The sequence below is a fragment of the Fibrobacter sp. UWH6 genome, from assembly GCF_900142465.1.
Classification (GTDB): Bacteria; Fibrobacterota; Fibrobacteria; order Fibrobacterales; family Fibrobacteraceae; genus Fibrobacter.
In genome coordinates this window covers 37892-54661 of the sequence record NZ_FRAX01000008.1, presented here as the reverse complement: position 1 = coordinate 54661, position 16770 = coordinate 37892, and the positions used below count along the sequence as shown (strand labels likewise).

The following is a 16770-nucleotide window of genomic DNA, read 5'->3' as shown; positions in this document are numbered from 1 at the left end:
GAAGTGGTTAGGATCGTGAAAAAAATCAAGTGCAAATTTGGCTTTGTGTCTAAGTTGTTTTTTGCATTTGCGTTTCTAGGCCTGCTTTCTACTTCATCCTTTGCCGGTGAGCCGAACCTTCCCGAGGTCAAGGCTCCCTGGATGAAGGGTGAACGTCTGACTTTTAGTCTGGGCTGGGGTATCATTACTGCAGGCAAGGCCGTGCTGGAGGTCAAACCTTCCAAGGACGGCAAGACTGAATTCTACACCTTGGCTCATGATGAGGGGTCCCTCAAGAAAATCTATCCGGTGTCTGACACCATCTACACCCGCGTTCGTAACAAGGGGCTCATGACGGAAGTTTTCCGCAAGACCTTGAACGAGGGTAGCTACCATAACAAGTCCGTAATCCGGTTCGACCGCAAGGGCGAAAAGGCATGGCTTTCCGACACGGTCTTTACCGACGGAAAGGTTCGCAAGGTCAAGCGCTCCGCCGATACCGTCGTGGCCATCCAGGGTATCGAGCACAGCATCATGTCTGCCTTTTACCTGGTCCGAACTCTGCCGTTGACGGTAGGGGATACTTCTCGCTTTTCGGCAGTGAGCGGCAAGAAACGCTACGAACTGAAGGTCCTTGTCCATGGACGCGAAACCCTAAAGACCAAAATTGGCACGGTAAACACTATAAAAGTGGAACCCGTGCTGGATGGAGACGGCATTTTTGTGTCGAAGGGCCGCATTTTTATATGGCTGACCGATGATGAACGTCGTATTCCGGTCCTTATGGAGTGCGAAATTGCCCTCGGTTCCATAAAAGCTAAGTTGTTAAAAGTGGAATAGCGGGACCTTGGGTCGCACAAACCCGCTGTTTTTATAAAAATCGGCATTTTTAATCAACTTTTACATAAAGGCTTTTGCATTTGGCGGATTTAATAAGTTATATTCCAAAGGCGATTATATAATCAGAGGCTTTTGATGTTAAAAAAACTTTTGTTGACTACCTGTTTGACTCTCGGTTTGTCCGCTTTTGCGTCTGTATCTTGGGCTCAGGATGATGATGACGACGATTACGTCTCCGCTCCGTCTGTTGCTTCTGACGAAGACGATGATGGCTTTGTCTCTGCTCCGCCGAAGGCATCTAAGGGCAAGGCTGCCCGTGCTGCTGCCATGGACGACGATGACGAAGAAGGGGAAGATGAAGAATTTGCCAGCGGCGATCTGACTGTCGCTCAGCGCAAGGAACAGCTGGAACGCAAGAAGTTCGAAGAAGAACAGCGTCAGGATGAATACGCAAACTCCGAACGTCGTCGTGACTGGCTCCGTAACCGTCTCATTCTGCAGATGGGTATGGGTTCTCGCTATGCCTTCATGGGTGAAACCGGTATGGGTATGAGCTTCGGTATCGGTGCGGAATACGTCCTGCCGTTCCATCTGGCCGTATTCGGTTCTTTCGGTTTCCTGCCTAAGGGTACCGACACCGACTTCGAAGAATTTGAATTGGAAGGTGGCTCTGGTTGGAAGGCCGGTATTAACTACTACCTCTTCCCGAAGAATCCTCTCCATCTGGGTATTTCTGCTTCTTATGGCACTGTTTACTTCGACCATGACATCAAACCGGATAATAACGTTCGTGCCTTGATTTCTGTGGAAGGTTACCAGTTTGACGTTCTTATTGCCTATATGACCAATGAATGGTACTACCTGCAGTTCTCTATCGGTATGTACTATGCTCCCAAGCTGGCAAAGAAGCCTGCCCAGTGGGATGAATCCACCGACAACCCCAGCTGGGGCAAGCGTGAAGTGCTTGGCATGTGGCAGAATGGTCAGTGGGATTCCAAGGTGGTTAACCAGGACGGTATGAACAAGACTGGTATTGTCTTCGGTATCGCCATCGGTTATGCCCTGCCGGAACTCTTCCCGGATGACACCGAAAAGCGTCGTCGTGAACGTGAAAAGGCTCGTGCCCGTTCTAGCGCTGCTGGTCGATAACAGCTAACTTTTGGAACAAGTTTTAAAGAATGCCGCCCCAATCAAGATGGGCGGTTTTCTTTTTTACTATATTGCGAATCGCCTTGAAGAACGTTCAACGGTTCTAGAGGCTTTCGCTTTCGTAGCTCAGTTGGATTAGAGTGTCTCCCTCCGAAGGAGAAGGTCACGCGTTCGAGTCGCGTCGAGAGCATAAAAACGCCAAAGACCCATTGGGTCTTTGGTGTTTTATTTTACTAGGCGACGAGAACTAGTTCGACTCCTGCATAAGGCGAGTGCAGCGAACGAACTTGTTCGTTCATTGCCGAGCCGCGCAGGAGCTATCAAAACGAAGTTTTGATGAATCGCGTCGAGAGCATAAAAACGCCAAAGACCCCCAGCGGGGGTCTTTTTTTATGTTCTTTTTATTGTTTGCGCTTGGGGTCGGCGGACCACCCCAAAATAATCTAGTCTAGCAACTTTACGATCAGTTCGTGGGGTTCCGCATCGACAACCAATGCCTGGCGGAACGTTCCAACTTCACCGTCGCCTTCCAGCACCTTCACGATGTCGTCGGTGTCCAGGGAGTTGCCTTCGGTGCGGCCGTAGAAGTGGTATTCGCTTTCTTCGGCTTCTTCGTCCAGGATGACGGTCACTGTCTTGCCGATCATTTCTTCGGCGCGCTGTGCTGCCAGTTCTTCCTGGAAGTCGGTGATGGCGTCCAGGCGGGCGCGGGCGTCGCTTTCGTCCACGGGGGCGAGTTTCTTCATGTTCATGACCGGAGTGCCTTCTTCGGGGCTGAACACGAATCCGCCCAAGTGCTCGAACTTGATTTCCTGGAGCAGGTCCATCAGGTCTTCGAAGTCTTCGTGGGTTTCGCCGGGGAAGCCTACCAGCACGGTGGTACGGAGGGTGACGTCGGGGAGCTTGGTGCGGATCTTGCGGAGGATGTCACGGAGTTCCTGACGGGTGTACTTGCGCAGCATGTTCTTCAGAACGGGGTCGCTGCTATGCTGGATAGGCATGTCGATGTACTTGACCAGGCGGGGTTCCTTGGCCATCAGGTCCAGCAGTTCATCGTCGATGAAGGCGGGGTACCAGTACAGCATACGGATCCAGGGAATGTTCGTCTCGGCGAGCAGCGCCTTCAACAGGTCCGTGAGGGTTTCGCCTTCCTTCTTCTTTTCGCGACCGAAGAAGGTAGTGTCCTGGGCGATAAGGGTCAGTTCCTTGATGCCCTGGGCTTCCAGTTCCTTGGCTTCCTTCACCAGTTCCGCAACGGAGGTGGATTTCTGCAGCCCGCGGATATTGGGAATGGCGCAGTAGGCGCAGCGGCGGTTGCAGCCTTCCGCAATCTTCAGGTAGGCGTGGTGGGGGAGTCCGCCCAGGTTCAGGCGGGGAAGCTTGGCAGGATTGCAGCCTGCCGGCTGGTCGATGCCCATCTTTGCCAGAAGTTCGCCGGGCTGATAGGTGCCTGCCCAGAAATCGACTTCGGGGATTTCCTTTTCCAGCTCTTCGCCGTAGCGCTTGCTGAGACATCCCGTCACGATCAGCTTTTGCTTCGCTTTCTTGCCCTTTACCTGGGCGAGGATGGCGTTGATGGATTCTTCCTTGGCGGCTTCGATAAATCCGCAGGTGTTTACCAGGATGTAATCGGCCTTGGAGGCTGTTTCCGTGGTTTCAAAACCGACGTTCAGCATTTCTCCAACGAGGCGTTCTGCGTCCACCTGGTTTTTGGAACAACCGAGATGAACGACGAAAATCTTAGGCTTTCTTGTAGGCATGGGTAAAATATAGATTTCGGTGGAATAGCTTTCAATGATTGGCAGAAAAAGAGTGTATTTGAGCTAACTTTCTTAAAAGGAGGAATTATGAACTTGAGTAAATTCGCATTTGTCGTGGCCGCTGGTGCCATGTTCTCTTTAACTGCCTGTGGTGATAGCAGCTCTAATGCCCAGGGTGCTCAATGTAGTGTTTCCAGGTCTGGAAACTCTGTGACTTTGAGCGAATACGTAATGGGTATTTCCTATACGTCCACTGCAACTGTGGTTAGCGACTCCAAGGTGACCTTCCATTCTGTTTATGGTTACTCGACTCAGGCGGATGCCGATGTGGCTTGTGCTGATCAGAAGGAAGAAGCTGCTTCATGGAGAGATGGCAGCTACCAGGTCGAATGCTCCGGCTTGCAGATAACTGTTGATGAATACAGCGAGTATTTATACGGCGCTGCAGAGGGCTTGGACGAAGTCGAAGAAAATTTTAACGACATATGCCAAAGTTTCAACGATTTCGTTAGCCGCGGCGAAATGTAGTTCGTTTTTTGAAGCAATTAAAAAAAGCCCCGTTCCTTTGGAACGGAGCTTTTTTTAATCTCTTTTTTGAATTAGTCCCAGTCGTCGAAACCGTCTGCGGCCGGTGCTTCGGGAGCGGGAGCAGGCTCGGGTGCCGGTGCGGGCTCGGGTGCCGGAGCCGGTGCAGGGGCAGGAGCGGGAGCCGGAGTAGGAGCAGGAGCCGGTGCGGGCTTGGGTGCCGGAGCCGGAGTTTCTTCCTCTTCTTCTTCGTCGTCTTCTTCCATATCACTGGAGTAATCGCCTGCGGGATTGCCGACTTCGTCGTTCTTACGTTTGTCGACCCACCATGCAAAATTCAATGCCTTCAGGACTTGCTTACCGTATTCCTGGGCGTCGTTGCTGGTTTCAAAGAAACCGACGCGGATGCGGTAGTATGTGCCTTCCAGCTCGCCCGGATTTTCGACTTCGGCGATGTAGGCCTTGATATTCTGTTCTGCCAGTTTCTTTACGATACCGTCAGCGGCCTTCTTGGAAGACTGGATGCTGACCTGAATTACGAAGTCGCCCTTGCTGCCGGGCTGGTTGCTGCCTTCGGGGGCGGCAACTGCTGCGGGAGCATCATCCTTGTTGTCGTTGGAAAGGGACTGGATGGGAACCAGGACCGGTTCGTCTGCGCTCTTAGCTTCTTCGACGGGGGCGGGCTTGGGAGCCGGGGCGGGAGCTGCTGCTTTGGGAGCGGGTGCTGCCTGGGCGGCGGGCTTGGCGGGTTCCATCTGGGGAACGAGGTCTTCCTCTTCGTTGCAGGCAACGAACATCGAACATGCCGCGGCAAGAGAAATTATCGTTGCGATTTTCGCAGAAAAAACGGAAAGGGATTTCATCAAAATCTCCGAATTTTATTGAATGTATCAAAAAAATAAGCTATATGATTTTCGGTTAAAATATACATAAGTCTTTGATATTCCGCAAGTTATAAAAAAATAAAAAGGGTCTTTTTTTTATTACCCTTGACGGAACTATTGGGAATAAATATATTTGGCTATCCAATTTTGAATTTTAAACTTAACCAAAGGATTATCGTGATCGGCGTTATTGTTAAGTCCAACGAACCTTTCGAACGCGCTCTCAAGCGTTTCACCAAGTCTTGCGAAAAGAACGGCATCATTTCCGATGTCAAGAAGCGTCAGCGCTTCGAAAAGCCTTCTGAAGAAAAGAAGCGCATCGAAACTGCTGCTCGTCGCAAGCGCCTGAAGGAAATCGCTGACCAGAACCGCAAGCGTCTCTACTAGTCTGGTCGCCCTGTCTAGGGTACAGTCCAGATAGTGTCACGCCGGAGAATGTCTAGCTTACGCGTAGCCGGGCATTCCTAAAAAGCGAAACTTTCTACTTTGTGAGTCGCTAACCTGTGGTTGGTGGCTCATTAGGTGTTTATAGTCAAAGGGAAAAATATGGCAAGTGAATTGTTGACTCGCATTCTTGATGATATCAAGGCCTCTATGAAGGCTCATGATTCCGAAACTCTCAGCGTTCTTCGCACTCTTCATTCTGATATCAAGAATGAAGCCATGAAGGCCGGCGCTACTCCCGCCCAGATTACCGAAAGCATTACCGACGAAATGTGCGTCGATGCCCTGGCAAAGAGCGTGAAGCAGAAGCAGGAAGCCATTGAAATCCTCAAGAAGGGTGGATTTGAAGACAAGATTCCCGCTGAAGAAGCTGTCATCGCCATCTACAAGAAGTATATGCCTGCCGAACTTTCCGAAGAAGAAGTGAAGGCTCTCATCGCCGAAATCAAGGCTGCAACTGGTGCTTCCTCTCCCAAGGATATGGGCAAGATCATGAAGGAACTTCAGCCCAAGGTGAAGGGCCGTTTCGATGGCAAGCGCGTCAGCGCCCTGGTCCAGGAAGCCCTGAAGTAAGTAGACAGTGGTTAGTAGGAAGTAGACAGTGATGTCATCCTGAGCGAAGCGAAGGATCCAGCGAAAACTACTAGATGGAAAAACTACAACAAAGTAAGATTCAAGAACTGGAGCTGCTCTACAAGATCAGCTCCATTTTGAACCAGAGTCTGGACTTCGAGAATGTGGCTCATCCCATTCTTGAAGTGTTGGAGTCTACCATGGGTGTGCAGCATGCCACCCTTACTTTGTATAATCGCCATACCGGCGAAATCTCCATTGAAATTGCAGAAGGCCTTTCCAGCCGCCAGGCCCGTAAGGGTCGCTATAAGGTGGGTGAAGGCGTCACTGGCCGCGTGGTGGAAACTGGTAAGCCGGTCATCATTCCCTCTGTGGGTAAGGATCCCAACTTCCTTGACCGTACTGGTCGTGGTAAGGATGAAAACCGTGCTTTCCTTTGCGTTCCCGTGATCATGGAACATGAGGTCATTGGTGCCTTGAGTGCCGACGTCCAGGATCCTGTGGAAGAACAGCTTCCCGAAAAACTTCGCCTTCTGGAAATTATCGCCCAGATGTTGGCCGCGGCCGTGAAATTGCGCCGTCAGGCTCGCGAAGAAAACGAGATCCTCAAGGCCGAAAATGAACGCTTGACCATGGAGCTTAAGGACCGTTTCCAGCCTGACAATATTATCGGTCGCTCCAGTGAAATGCAGCGTGTCTACGCCCAGATCGACCAGGTTTCCAAGAATCCTCTTCCCGTGTTGATCGTGGGGGAGGTGGGTACCGGCAAGGGCCTCGTGGCTGAAGCTATCCATTACCGTTCCGACCGCAACACTCATCCCTACATTCGCGTCCACTGCGCCTCTATGCCAGAATCTGTGCTGGACCGCGAACTTTTCGGAAGCGAGCGTGGCGCCTTGGTTGGCGTGCTTACGGAAACTCCGGGCCGCGTGGAGCAGGCTGATGGTGGAACTCTCTTTCTGGATGAAGTGGCGGAGCTTTCTCCCAACCTTCAGGTGAAACTTTTGCGCCTTCTGCAGGACGGCGAAATGGAACGCGTGGGCGCCCGTTTTTCAAAGAAGGTGAACGTCCGCATCATTGCCGCCACCACCAAGAACTTGCAGCAGATGGTGGCCGAGGGAACTTTCCGCGAGGACCTTTACTACCAGCTTCACATTTCTCCCATTTACGTTCCCGCCCTGCATAACCGCAAGACGGATATTGTTCTTCTGGCAGACCACTTTGTGGAACATTACTGCCGTATTGTAGGTAAGAATGTGCGCCGTCTGGCCCGCACCACCATCAACATGCTCATGAGCTACCCCTGGCCCGGCAACGTCCGCGAGCTGGAAAATGCCATCGAGCGCGCGGTCCTCGTGACCGACGAAGACGTCATCTACCCGCACCATTTCCCCACAACGCTGCAGACGGCAGAAACTTCCGGCACCCAGGTGTCCGGCAACCTGAAGCTGATGGTGGAAGCCTACGAACGCGACATCATCTGCGATGCCCTCAAGAGTTCCAAGGGCAAGATGGCCGCTGCCGCCCGCAGCCTCTCCACCACGCCCCGCATTCTTACGTACAAAATAAAACAGCTAGGCATCGACCTAGCTGCATTTACCCGATAAAAAGACCTCCTTTGGGGAGGTCCTTGTAATTTTTTATCGTAGAAACTTTAGTTCCAAGTTGCGGTAAGCCTTGCGGATATACCGATGGAAGATTCAGTTGCGTCGCCAAGATTAGTTTCTCTGCCGTACAGAATAGCGGCCGTTGCGCCGATACCCCAGTTTTCGCTGATCCACCATTCCTTGCCGCCGGCCAGCTGGAGAGCGAAGCCACTGCGGGAGTAATCGTCTGGATTCCCCTGGACATTGGCCTGGAATGTGGGAATGTCATCACATACGCGGAACTGTCCGACGCCGATAGACGCAGATGCTAAGTAGTTGCCCGGGAAATAGTATGTAGCACCGATGCCGAGGATGGAAAGGTTTGTCTTAAAATCCTTGAATTCGTCATCCTCGTTAAAATCTTCAAGATCGTAAATCGTGGATGTGGGGGTGTTGCCAGCAAGGGTCAAGTGAAGGGCGAGGTTGTTTGTTAAGGAAAAACCGATTTTTATATCAATGTCTGTTGCTAGCCCCGATTGACTGGTTGTTTCGTCATCATAATCACCAAGGACAAAATCAATGCTCTGGAAACCCAGTCCCATTGCAAAACTCAGAAAAAATCCGTCATGGGTGTGGGGTGCAGAAGCCGCAAAAGTGGACGCCGCAGCAAGAGCGAGTATAGACAAACTCTTTTTCAAGGTAATCCTCCTAAAATTGAACAACGTAAAAGATAAAAAAGAGTAATAGTAGATTGTTGTTTTTTTGTAAACTTTTGTTAATCTTTGGTAAGGCGCCTTCCGTGGACCTTTCTCCTGTCTACTACCTACTACCTACTTCCTACTAATTTCTATCTTTCCCCGTAGAAAATGAAAATTCACTCTTTTTCCATGGGCTTTAGTTGATTGATGGCTAGCATTTCCTAACCACCAATCACTAACCACTAACCACTGAGAAAATTATGCAATTCCGTCCTGTTAAAGAACAGCTTGATATTTTGATGCGCGGCGTTATCGATATCGTCCCGCAGGATGAACTCGAAAAGAAACTCCAGAAGTCTTACGAGACTGGCGTTCCCCTCCGTATTAAGATGGGCGTGGACCCCACCGCACCGGACGTTCATTTCGGCCATACCGTTGTGATGCGCAAGCTCCGTCAGTTCCAGGATCTGGGTCATACCGTTGTTCTTATCGTCGGTGACTACACCGCACAGATTGGTGACCCCAGCGGCCGTAACAAGGCCCGTCCTCGTTTGACTCACGAACAGGTTCTGGAAAACGCCAAGGAATACCAGGAACAGTTCTTCAAGGTTGTCCGTCGCGACCAGGTGGAAATCCACTACAATGGCGAATGGTTCTCCAAGCTGGACTTCAGCAAGGTCACAGAACTCATGGGCCAGTTCACTGTAGCCCAGATGCTGGAACGCGAAGACTTCCACAACCGCTATACTGCAAATACCCCCATTAGCCTTCACGAATTCATGTACCCCATGATGCAGGGCTACGATTCCGTGGCTATCAAGTCCGACGTGGAACTTGGCGGTACCGACCAGAAGTTCAACGTGCTCCGCGGTCGCGACCTTCAGATTTTTGAAGGCATGGAACCCCAGATCGGTCTCTTCATGCCTATCCTCCTTGGTACCGACGGCAAGGTCAAGATGTCCAAGTCCATCGGTAACTACGTGGGCCTCAACGAAGCCCCGGACGTGATGTACCACAAGATCTACAGCCTGGCTGACAGCATCGTTGAAAACTGGTTCGAACTCTTGACCGAAATCCCCATGGAAGAAATCAAGCAGATGATGGCTGACGTGGCTTCCGGCAAGATGAACCCCAACGAAGCTAAGCATCGCCTGGCTATTGACATCGTCACCCAGTACTACGGCGCCGAAGCCGCGGTCGCTGCCGCCGCCAAGGAAAAGGAAGTCCACAGCGGTAACGCCATTCCTAGCGACGCAGCAGAATGCTCTGTAGCAGCCGGTTCCTACGGCGCTCTCGACCTCCTCGTTGAAGTCAAGGCCTTTGCCTCCAAGGGTGAAGCCCGCCGCATGGTCCAGAACGGTGGCGTAAAGATTGGCGGTGAAAAACTTGCTGACCCCCAGGCCCAGATTGAAATCAAGGGCGGTGACCAGATGGTTATCCAGGTGGGTAAGCGTAAGTTCTACAAGGTGAACTTCTAAGGGTGTTTTAAGGGTTTGGGTATGGCTCAAGAAATTCTCATCCTCGGTTTGAATCCCGCCTGGCAGCGCTTGTTCTTCCTGGACAAGTTTACGCCTGGCGAGGTACATCGTATTTCCAAGGTAGAGGAATACGCCTCGGGCAAGGGCATCAACTGTGGTCGCGTCCTGCAGCTGCTGGGCGGTTCGGCTCTTCTGATGCATTTCCTTGGCGACCAGAACGGTTCGCACATCTTTGATGAACTTTCCGCTTGCGGTGTTCAGCAGGCCCCGGTGTGGATCAAGGAACCGACCCGAATCTGTACCACCATCGTCAGTGCTGGTGAATCTACGGAGCTGATTGAACCCTCTCCCGTTCTGACCGAATCCGAGAATGATGATTTCCTGCAGAACCTGAACGACTACTGGGACTCCACCCAGCGTGTGGCCCTTTGTGGAACGTTCCCCAAGGGCTTTGATGTCAATAAGATCAATTCCCTGGATTTTACCGGCAAAAAAATTTTTGTGGATGCCGTAGAAGACATCGATGCCTGGCTTGCCAAGGGCGTGGAACTGCTGAAGATCAACATGCAGGAATACTGCAAGTTGTGCGAACGAATGGGAATTCCCCTGGTCATGTCCAGCCCCCAGTTCTGGAAGATGTCCGCCACGGCGGTTTTGGAACGTCTGCCGATCAAGAACCTTGTGGTTACGGATGAGGAATCTCCGGTACGAGCCTTCAGACTTTTAGAAGGAAAGTTCCAGGGAGTCCAGATCCAGCCGCCTACAATTCAGGTCAAGAACAGCGTTGGTGCAGGTGATTCCTTCTTTGCCGGTTGGCTGTACGCAGATACCCAGGGCATGTCTTTCGAAGACAGTCTGGTTCTTGCCACCGCAGTCGCCGCAGCCCGTTGCGAAACGGATCGTCCCTGGAATCTTAAGCTGGAACGTGTGTCGGAACTGCAGGCGTCCCTGGCCGAAGCCGTAGAAAAACTGGAGTGATTATGGAAAAGCCCGCCTTTGAAAATGTACCCTTGTTTGCCTTTGCGACAGCTATGGAATTTTCGGCGGTCTTCCCCAAGGCGTCCGCAGAATATCCCGACGCTGTCAATAAGCTGATCCCTATCGATGAATTTCCCGGCGGTGCCTACGCCTGCGTACTTGACGTCGGTGCCCTGGATTTTTCTGTTGGTCTGACAAGCATCCTCCTTGAGTGTAGACAAACTAATATTGCCGTTTCTGCAGTAGTCAACGTCGGTATTTGTGGCGCATATCCGAACCGTTGTCTGAACCTTCTTGACGTGGTCCGTGTCGACGAAGACTTGCTGGGCGATTACGGCTGCGAGGAGCAGGACGGTTCCTTTAGTTCCTGGGCGAAAGCTCGTCACGCCGCTTCTCCCAAACAGGCTCCGGAATCCATCCGCAACATTGTTTCCAACCTGAAATCTGTCAGAGGCGCAACCGTAAATTGCTGCACCGGTACGGAATGTACCTCCATTTTGCGTTCCCAGAAACTGGATTGCGACGTAGAGTCCATGGAAGGCATCGCCTGTTTCGCGGTCTGCGAAAAATTCCAGATTCCCGCTTTCCAGATCCGCGCCGTTAGCAACTTTGCCACATCCCGTGACAAGAGCCAGTGGAAATCCAGGGAAGCCCTAGAAAAACTGCGCGCAACCATTTTAGCGTAAAGCGAAAAGGTTGAAGCGAAACGGCTAAAGGGGGTTCGCAGGATGGAAACGCTAGCTGTTTAATTAGTAATTCATATCTTGTATCTCGTCTCTCACCCCTCATCTCTTATGCGACTTTCTCTCGGAATTTCTTCCTGCCCCAATGACACCTACATTTACGAAGCCCTGGTAAAGGGCCTTGAAGGTTCCCCTTTTGACTGGGACGTCCATTTTGCCGATGTCCAGACCCTGAACGAAATGGTCCGCCGTGGCGAACTGGACGTGGCCAAGGTGAGCGCCCAGGTTTACCCCAAGGTGGAAAAGGATTATGTCTGCCTGGGCTGTGGCGGCGCTATCGGCTATGGATGCGGACCTCTGCTCCTTTCCGCAGTGGGGGAGTCCTTTGACGATTCCCTGCCGGTAACCTTGCCCGGTTGCGACACCACGGCCGCCTTGCTGTTCCGTTTCTGGCATTCCCGAACCCGGAAAGTCCCCGCAGACCTGCGATACGCCCTATTCGACCAAGTCTATCGTTCCTTGCGCTCCAAGGAGGCTCCTCAGGGCGTTGTCATCCACGAACATCGTTTTACCTGGAAAAGGGACGGTCTGTTCCTGTTGCAGGATCTTGGTGCCTTCTGGGAACAGGAAACTGGAACCCCGATCCCCCTGGGAATTGCGCTGGCGCGAAGGGAACTCGGACCCGAGACCGTTAAACTGGTTGAAAGTGAAATCCGGAAGAGTCTGCAAATGGCCCGCTCCCGTGATACGCTCATCACCGATTTTATCAGCGAAAAGGCTCAGATCGAGGACGATTCTGTCATGGAAGCCCACATCAGGATGTTTGTCAATGACTTCTCCGAAAACGTCGGGGAACGCGGCCAGGCCGCCCTGGATCATTTGTGGACGTTGGTACGTGGTTTATAAGTTGTTGAAGGGTTTCGTTTTATTGTAATATTATGTTAATGTGAACTTAATTTTACAAAATGGCGAATTTTTAGAAAAAACTTTAATTATTTTCCCTACAGCATCTTTTTTTTGGAGTTTGCTTATGAGTTTAGTGAACGATCTTGAACAGGAAGTCGAGAACTTTAAGCGCGAGTACGAGAAGTTCCAGCGCGGCAATAAGTCCGCTGGTACAAGAGCTCGTAAAGTGTTGCAGGACATAAAGAAAACCTGCCAAGAGATTCGCGTCTCCATCCAGGGGGCGAAGAAGGACGGCGAAAAGGACGAACCGGAAGCCGACGATTGACCTGGGAAAACTTCAAATGCGACCACTATCACAATATTTTTACGATAATTTTGCCCATTTTTGCGAAAATCGTTTGACTAATGGCGTTTTTGAAGGTATATTCCCATTTGAATTTTATACTTGCCCCATTGGGGGTAGTATAGATGCATGAATTTTATGTGTTCTATGATTGGAGAAACGTAGCAGTATGACCCTAAAGAAACTGGTCTTGATCACGGCCGGGGCTATGCTCTTGACTGGAACCGCCATGGCAAAGAATATCAACGTGCCTGGCGACTACCAGAAGATTGCAGACGCACTCGGTAATGCAGATGCCGGGGATACCATCCTCGTCAAACGCGGTACTTACAACGAAAACATCACCTTGGTGATGGGCGTTGTGCTTAAGGGCGAGGACCCGCTCACTACCATCATCGATGGTGGCCGTCGCGGTCCGACCGTCATGGGTACTTCTGGCGCCGAAATGTCTCACTTCACTGTGAAGAACGGCCTCGAAGGTATTCTGTGCGAAAACGCAGCCCCCTACATTCATCACTGCTACGTGATGGATAACAAGGCAACCGGTATCGGTGCTTTCATTTCCCTCCCGCATCTTCGTAATAACGTGGTGTACGGCAACCGCTGGTCCGGCATTCTGGCCTGGGGTGCTAAGTCCCTCGACGCTTATATCGAACAGAACGTTGTGCTCCGTAACGGCTACTCCGGTCTCGCTCTCAAGGGCCCGACCAACGTGATTGCCCGCAACAACATCTTCATGGAAAACCACTACTACGGTGTGTTCGCCGACCCCGCTGCCGGCCAGACCAAGGTGGAATACAACAACATCTACAAGAACTACTATCCGTTCAACCAGTTCATCAAGGTGAACCGCACTAACGTTTCCTTGGATCCGAAGTTCATGAATCCTTCGCTCTCCAAGCCGAACTTCTACTGCCAGTCCACCTCTCCGATGCTGAAGCGCGGTAAGGGCAAGCTGGACATCGGTCTGACTGCTGCCGAACTGGTGAAGGAAGAAGAAGCCGTTGAAGAAACTCGTAATCCGGATACCGATGGCGATGGCCTCTGCGATCCGTGGGTTTCCGAAGAAGGCTTCTCCGACAAGTATGCTTCTGTCTGCACCGGCCTCGACAACTGCCCCGAAGAAGCTGAAGACTTCGACGGCTTCCAGGACGACGATGGCTGCCCGGATGCAGATAACGACCGCGACGGTCTCTGCGACCCGTGGGTAGAAGCTAAGGGTATGCTGGCCAACTTCGCTCACGTCTGTAAGGGCGTTGACCTCTGCCCCGAACAGGCTGAAACTCTCAACAGCTACAAGGACGAAGATGGTTGCCCGGATGAAGTTCCCCAGCCGCCTAAGAAGGTGTTCGTCCTTGAAGGTGTTAACTTCGAATCTGGTAAGGCTACGATTACTCCGGATTCCTACATCTCTCTGATGAAGGTTGTCGACATTATGGAAACCTTCACCGAAGCAACGTTTGAAATCGTCGGTCATACAGATAACGTTGGTAACAAAGACAAGAACAAGCAGCTTTCCGCAGATCGCGCTGCCGCCGTTAAGAACTTCCTTGTAGAAAAGGGTATTAACGAAAGCCGTATGGTCACCGACGGTATGGGTGACACCAAGCCTGTCGCATCCAACAAGACACCGGAAGGTCGTGCTCAGAACCGTCGTATCGAGTTCATCCGCACGGATATTAAGTAAAGGAGTAAGTGATGCGTTCTAGTTTTATTAAAACCGCAGTCCTCGGACTCACAGTAGCCAGCACTTCTCTGTTTGCAGAAGCCACTTATTCTCCGCATAAGTATCAGCAGAATGACTGGTTTGCAGAATTCGGTGGCAATACCGCCATGTACGTCAACCCGGCAGGAATTGCAGAAACTGAACAGCTGGAATTCAGCGCAGCTTTCTTCAGCTCCATCAGTGGTGAAGCTTCTCAGGAATACGTCAGCTTGACCTTCCCCATGGATTACAAGCACACTTTGGGCCTGTCTTTCTTCGAAAACGGTGCTTCCATTGATGGCGGTAAGTCCTATGGTGAATACTCCTGGTTGCTCGGCTATGCTTACAACCTGATGCAGTGTGTTGCTCTGGGTATCGATGTTTCCGTTCTTTACATCAACCAGTTCGACGATGTCAAGCACTTGACCGTCGGTGCTGACGTGGGTGTTAGCTGGAATCCCCTTGCTTCTTCTAAGTATGGCTACCTCTTGGTAGGTGTGGCCCTGCAGAACCTGGCTCAGCCGGGCATCAGCATGGAAGAAGATGGTGGCAGCTTCGTCGCTCCGGGTTTCTTCGGTGGCGATCGCGATGATGCCTACAACATCCCCAGCAACCTGAACCTTTCCTTCTTCTACCGCGGTCTCAACCGCTCTCTCGAAGCAAAGGCTGAAATTTCCCTCATCGACGTGTTCCACTCCGATACCGAAGGTGGTGACGGTGTGAACCCGGAAATGAGCTTCACCTTGACTTATTACCTGTCCTCTCATCTCGGTGTCCGCCTCCGCTTTACTAAGGAAGGCTACCCGGTTGCAGGTGCCACCGTTAACGTTAAGGATGTTAGCATCTTCCGTTACCTGGCTTTGGATCTGGAAATGTCTCACGATGACCTCTATGCCAAGAAGAATCGTGGTTTCATCTGGGCCGTGAAGATTACTTCTCGCTTCGGTGACACCCGCGAAGAAAAGATTGGTGAAGAACGTTATCGCCGCTTGAAGATCGAACCTGAAAACGACTACCGTGCAGCAATGCGTCTCTACTTGAACCGTCAGTTCCTCGAAGCTGCTTATGCTTTCGGTAAGGTTCAGACCAAGTACCCCGCATTCCACCTTGTTGACCAGGCTGCTTTCTACAAGGCAAAGTCCTTTGAAAACCTCCGTATGCACAAGGCTGCAAAGTCTGTGTACGAAGACGCTATCAAGCGCTATCCGCAGAGTGACCAACGCGCCAAGTACCACTTCCAGTTGATGAACATCGACTATAAGGAAGGCAAGTACACTGACGCTATGGCTAAGTATCAGGCAATTGCTCAGAAGTTCGGTGAAAGCGACGTTAAGGCTGACGCTGACTACGTTGCAGGCCAGATCAAGTTCGAACAGGGTCTCTATCAGGAATCTGTCGACCTGCTCGCTGCAATTCTTCCGGGTAACGCCAACTACTTCTATGCTCGCTATACCATGGGTATCGCATACAGCCGTCTCGGCAAGTTCGACGAAGCTGAAAACTGCTTCCGCGACATTACCGAACAGCCCGTTTCCAACCAGTCTGAACGCGACCTGCAGGATGCTGCTCGTGTGAAGCTCGGCCACTTGTTCTTCTCTGGCGAAAAGGCTGACATCGGTGCTGCTGCTCAGATGTATGGTCAGGTCCAGCCCGGTTCTCCGGTGTACGATGAAGCTATGCTCGGCATTGCATGGTCCTTCCTCAAGGTTAACAAGCCGAATGAAGCTATGAAGCCCGCTCAGTGGATCGTCAGCAACCTCCCGGAATCCTTCCTGGTTTCTGAAGCCTACCTCGTGATTGGTTACTGCCACTTCATGAAGAAGGACTACAACGGTGCTGTCAAGGCTCTCGAACAGGCTGAAAAGCGCACTGAACAGCCGGTTGTTTCTGTGGCTGCCCGTGATAGCGCTCGCCAGGCATACGAAGCTATGCAGGATGATTTCGACTCTGTGCAGGTTAAGGCTCTTGACCTCGCTCGCCAGCTGCCCACTCCCCGTGTGGAAAGCAAGCGTGAAGCTCTCAAGCCCAGCTTTGATAAGGCTAATGCAGCTATCGAAGACTACGCTGCATTCAACCAGAGAGCAATCCAGAGTGACCGCTTCGAATCCAACCGTAAGCGTATTCTTGATGATGCTGGCTTTACTTTGGCAACCGTTAAGACCAAGATGGGTCAGGGTGCTGGTGTATCTCAGGAAGCTCAGCAGGAACTTGATGAACTGGAGGACCTGGAGTAATCCGG

The 16770-nt window shown here is 51.6% G+C and carries 16 protein-coding genes and 1 tRNA gene; 14 read left to right on the top strand and 3 right to left on the bottom strand.

What is annotated here, in order from left to right; translation table 11 throughout:
- Window positions 1-45: 45 nt before the first annotated feature.
- The 3 genes from BUB73_RS08585 to BUB73_RS08575 all read left to right on the top strand — a co-directional run bounded on the left by BUB73_RS08585 (window position 46) and on the right by BUB73_RS08575 (window position 2158).
- Window positions 46-819: a DUF3108 domain-containing protein gene (locus BUB73_RS08585; protein WP_249269425.1), complete on the top strand. Its 774-nt coding sequence runs from the start codon at window positions 46-48 to the stop codon at window positions 817-819.
- 135 nt (window positions 820-954) lie between these two features.
- Window positions 955-1968, top strand: a complete 1014-nt coding sequence (locus BUB73_RS08580; RefSeq protein ID WP_073285036.1) for an autotransporter outer membrane beta-barrel domain-containing protein — start codon at window positions 955-957, stop codon at window positions 1966-1968.
- Between the two features lie 115 nt (window positions 1969-2083).
- Window positions 2084-2158, top strand: a tRNA-Arg gene (locus BUB73_RS08575).
- Window positions 2159-2411: 253 nt separating this feature from the next.
- On the opposite strand, the gene rimO is transcribed toward BUB73_RS08575, so the two are convergent.
- Entirely contained in the window at window positions 2412-3728 is a 1317-nt protein-coding gene (gene rimO, locus BUB73_RS08570; protein ID WP_073285033.1) for a 30S ribosomal protein S12 methylthiotransferase RimO, read from the bottom strand.
- An 87-nt stretch (window positions 3729-3815) separates the two neighbouring features.
- Between rimO and BUB73_RS08565 the strand changes: the two genes are divergently transcribed.
- On the top strand, window positions 3816-4256 hold the full coding sequence (locus BUB73_RS08565; RefSeq protein ID WP_073158509.1) for a hypothetical protein: 441 nt from the start codon (window positions 3816-3818) through the stop codon (window positions 4254-4256).
- A gap of 71 nt (window positions 4257-4327) precedes the next feature.
- On the opposite strand, the gene BUB73_RS16905 is transcribed toward BUB73_RS08565, so the two are convergent.
- Window positions 4328-5116, bottom strand: coding sequence for an SPOR domain-containing protein (locus BUB73_RS16905; RefSeq protein WP_073158512.1), 789 nt, complete (start codon window positions 5114-5116; stop codon window positions 4328-4330).
- 198 nt (window positions 5117-5314) lie between these two features.
- On the opposite strand from BUB73_RS16905, the gene rpsU reads away from it, so the two are divergent.
- The 3 genes from rpsU (at window position 5315) to BUB73_RS08540 (ending at window position 7761) form a co-directional block, all read left to right on the top strand.
- Window positions 5315-5524, top strand: a complete 210-nt coding sequence (gene rpsU, locus BUB73_RS08550; protein WP_014546541.1) for a 30S ribosomal protein S21 — start codon at window positions 5315-5317, stop codon at window positions 5522-5524.
- Between the two features lie 159 nt (window positions 5525-5683).
- Complete coding sequence (locus tag BUB73_RS08545; protein WP_073285030.1) at window positions 5684-6154, top strand: GatB/YqeY domain-containing protein; 471 nt, start codon at window positions 5684-5686, stop codon at window positions 6152-6154.
- 74 nt (window positions 6155-6228) lie between these two features.
- Window positions 6229-7761: a sigma-54 interaction domain-containing protein gene (locus tag BUB73_RS08540; RefSeq protein WP_073285028.1), complete on the top strand. Its 1533-nt coding sequence runs from the start codon at window positions 6229-6231 to the stop codon at window positions 7759-7761.
- A gap of 47 nt (window positions 7762-7808) precedes the next feature.
- On the opposite strand, the gene BUB73_RS08535 is transcribed toward BUB73_RS08540, so the two are convergent.
- Entirely contained in the window at window positions 7809-8438 is a 630-nt protein-coding gene (locus BUB73_RS08535; RefSeq protein WP_158535463.1) for an outer membrane beta-barrel protein, read from the bottom strand.
- Between the two features lie 260 nt (window positions 8439-8698).
- Between BUB73_RS08535 and tyrS the strand changes: the two genes are divergently transcribed.
- The 7 genes from tyrS (at window position 8699) to BUB73_RS08500 (ending at window position 16765) form a co-directional block, all read left to right on the top strand.
- Window positions 8699-9916: a tyrosine--tRNA ligase gene (gene tyrS, locus BUB73_RS08530; RefSeq protein ID WP_073158523.1), complete on the top strand. Its 1218-nt coding sequence runs from the start codon at window positions 8699-8701 to the stop codon at window positions 9914-9916.
- A gap of 21 nt (window positions 9917-9937) precedes the next feature.
- Complete coding sequence (locus BUB73_RS08525; protein ID WP_073158526.1) at window positions 9938-10894, top strand: 1-phosphofructokinase family hexose kinase; 957 nt, start codon at window positions 9938-9940, stop codon at window positions 10892-10894.
- Window positions 10895-10896: 2 nt separating this feature from the next.
- Entirely contained in the window at window positions 10897-11580 is a 684-nt protein-coding gene (locus BUB73_RS08520; protein WP_073285025.1) for a phosphorylase family protein, read from the top strand.
- A 108-nt stretch (window positions 11581-11688) separates the two neighbouring features.
- The gene (locus BUB73_RS08515) at window positions 11689-12483 is read left to right on the top strand and encodes a 1,4-dihydroxy-6-naphthoate synthase (RefSeq protein WP_073285108.1); all 795 of its coding nucleotides are present in this window, start codon (window positions 11689-11691) and stop codon (window positions 12481-12483) included.
- A 124-nt stretch (window positions 12484-12607) separates the two neighbouring features.
- Window positions 12608-12808, top strand: a complete 201-nt coding sequence (locus BUB73_RS08510) for a hypothetical protein (protein ID WP_073158531.1) — start codon at window positions 12608-12610, stop codon at window positions 12806-12808.
- 187 nt (window positions 12809-12995) lie between these two features.
- A complete protein-coding gene (locus BUB73_RS08505) occupies window positions 12996-14513 on the top strand; it encodes an OmpA family protein (protein ID WP_249269423.1) in 1518 nt (505 codons plus the stop codon).
- A gap of 11 nt (window positions 14514-14524) precedes the next feature.
- Window positions 14525-16765, top strand: coding sequence for a tetratricopeptide repeat protein (locus tag BUB73_RS08500; protein ID WP_249269422.1), 2241 nt, complete (start codon window positions 14525-14527; stop codon window positions 16763-16765).
- Window positions 16766-16770: the final 5 nt, after the last annotated feature.

What these genes read in the sequence shown, in the direction of transcription:
- BUB73_RS08580 (WP_073285036.1), top strand. Translation starts at nt 955, where the DNA reads ATGTTAAAAAAACTTTTGTTGACTACCTGTTTGACTCTCGGTTTGTCC.
- rimO (WP_073285033.1), bottom strand. Translation starts at nt 3,728, where the DNA reads ATGCCTACAAGAAAGCCTAAGATTTTCGTCGTTCATCTCGGTTGTTCC.
- BUB73_RS08565 (WP_073158509.1), top strand. Translation starts at nt 3,816, where the DNA reads ATGAACTTGAGTAAATTCGCATTTGTCGTGGCCGCTGGTGCCATGTTC.
- BUB73_RS16905 (WP_073158512.1), bottom strand. Translation starts at nt 5,116, where the DNA reads ATGAAATCCCTTTCCGTTTTTTCTGCGAAAATCGCAACGATAATTTCT.
- BUB73_RS08545 (WP_073285030.1), top strand. Translation starts at nt 5,684, where the DNA reads ATGGCAAGTGAATTGTTGACTCGCATTCTTGATGATATCAAGGCCTCT.
- BUB73_RS08540 (WP_073285028.1), top strand. Translation starts at nt 6,229, where the DNA reads ATGGAAAAACTACAACAAAGTAAGATTCAAGAACTGGAGCTGCTCTAC.
- tyrS (WP_073158523.1), top strand. Translation starts at nt 8,699, where the DNA reads ATGCAATTCCGTCCTGTTAAAGAACAGCTTGATATTTTGATGCGCGGC.
- BUB73_RS08525 (WP_073158526.1), top strand. Translation starts at nt 9,938, where the DNA reads ATGGCTCAAGAAATTCTCATCCTCGGTTTGAATCCCGCCTGGCAGCGC.
- BUB73_RS08520 (WP_073285025.1), top strand. Translation starts at nt 10,897, where the DNA reads ATGGAAAAGCCCGCCTTTGAAAATGTACCCTTGTTTGCCTTTGCGACA.
- BUB73_RS08515 (WP_073285108.1), top strand. Translation starts at nt 11,689, where the DNA reads ATGCGACTTTCTCTCGGAATTTCTTCCTGCCCCAATGACACCTACATT.
- BUB73_RS08510 (WP_073158531.1), top strand. Translation starts at nt 12,608, where the DNA reads ATGAGTTTAGTGAACGATCTTGAACAGGAAGTCGAGAACTTTAAGCGC.
- BUB73_RS08505 (WP_249269423.1), top strand. Translation starts at nt 12,996, where the DNA reads ATGACCCTAAAGAAACTGGTCTTGATCACGGCCGGGGCTATGCTCTTG.
- BUB73_RS08500 (WP_249269422.1), top strand. Translation starts at nt 14,525, where the DNA reads ATGCGTTCTAGTTTTATTAAAACCGCAGTCCTCGGACTCACAGTAGCC.